Origin of the sequence: Methanoregula sp. (assembly GCF_002835825.1) — an archaeon.
GTDB lineage: Archaea > Halobacteriota > Methanomicrobia > Methanomicrobiales > Methanospirillaceae > Methanoregula.
Window position 1 is genome coordinate 1 of sequence record NZ_PIZH01000714.1, and the last position, 1,102, is coordinate 1,102.

At 52.1% G+C, this 1,102-nt stretch carries 1 protein-coding gene and 1 pseudogene; both read right to left on the reverse strand.

Annotated features, from left to right (window positions below):
* Nucleotides 1–524: pseudogene (locus CW742_RS14635) on the reverse strand (hypothetical protein); the annotation flags it as partial.
* 66 nt (nt 525–590) lie between these two features.
* Nucleotides 591–1,102 (reverse strand): PrsW family intramembrane metalloprotease (locus CW742_RS14640; RefSeq protein WP_292421655.1); only part of this gene is annotated, 512 nt, incomplete at its 5' end.

The following is a 1,102-nucleotide window of genomic DNA, read 5'->3' on the forward strand; positions in this document are numbered from 1 at the left end:
TTGTAGATCCAGCTCTCACTGGTCATGAGATTGGTCTCACAGCCATCTCCATTAACATCGATAGTACCCTTGTTCATGCAGTCGCCGTACCCGGGCTGGCAGGACAGGATCGTGCATTTTGCATTGGCGCAACCAAATTCAGCAGCATTCTTCACGTCACGCGTTGTGCAGTCATTTCCGCAGGCACCGCAATTATTGACATTCGTCTGAATATCGGTGCAGGTGTCCCCGCACAAGGTCTTTGGCGCATCACAGGAAGGTAGCATATCGGGCCGGATCGAGATGCTTGGCCTGACCGCAACATCCTTCTGGATAGTTGCAGGTGCCGGGGAAACCGGTCGTGGTTTTGCAATCGCCATCTCTCCAGAGGACGAACTGATTAGGTCCATACCAAATCCGAATTTTGCAATGAAGATCACCGCAAGGACAATGACCGCAATCGCAATGACGACATGCATTGCACTCATCTGCGGAAAGCCGGACTTCTGTTCTTTTTTGGGATCAGATCGCTTTTCATCAGCCAATGTTACCACCAGTCAGCATACGGAACTAACCGTGTAAGAGAACTGCAGGGAACCTTATAAAAATTTTTAAATTGATTCAGTTGTTTCGTGCGATCCGCAGCTAAGAAGTGCTGCGCGGATTTTCTTCTCCGCACTCCACCACACAACCGGGAGGAGAACCAGAAGGGCAATGGCAAGACCGGCATATTCCTGTTCGAGCATGAGGTTGAAGATCCCATGGACGCCGATCGCCAGGACCAGTCCTCCGACAATGACGATGGTACGCCGGTTGCCGGCGGGCATGAACTTTGCAATCCCGAGGCTGTACCCCCAGAAGATGGCAAAGAGTGCATGGCCGGGGACCGAGAGGACAGCCCGCAGGGTTCCGGTAAGGAACAGGGAAGAAAGGGTCTGGATGTCCAGGACATAGGCAATATTTTCTACCGTTGCAAACCCGAGGGCAGTTTCCGTTGCATAGACAATGCCGTCCATAGGCTCATCGAACTCCTTGTCCCGGGATACGAACAGGGCGACCATGGAAAATTTCAGCATCTCCTCAAGCGCCGGTACCACGAGAGAAACGAAGAGTATGGTTGTTA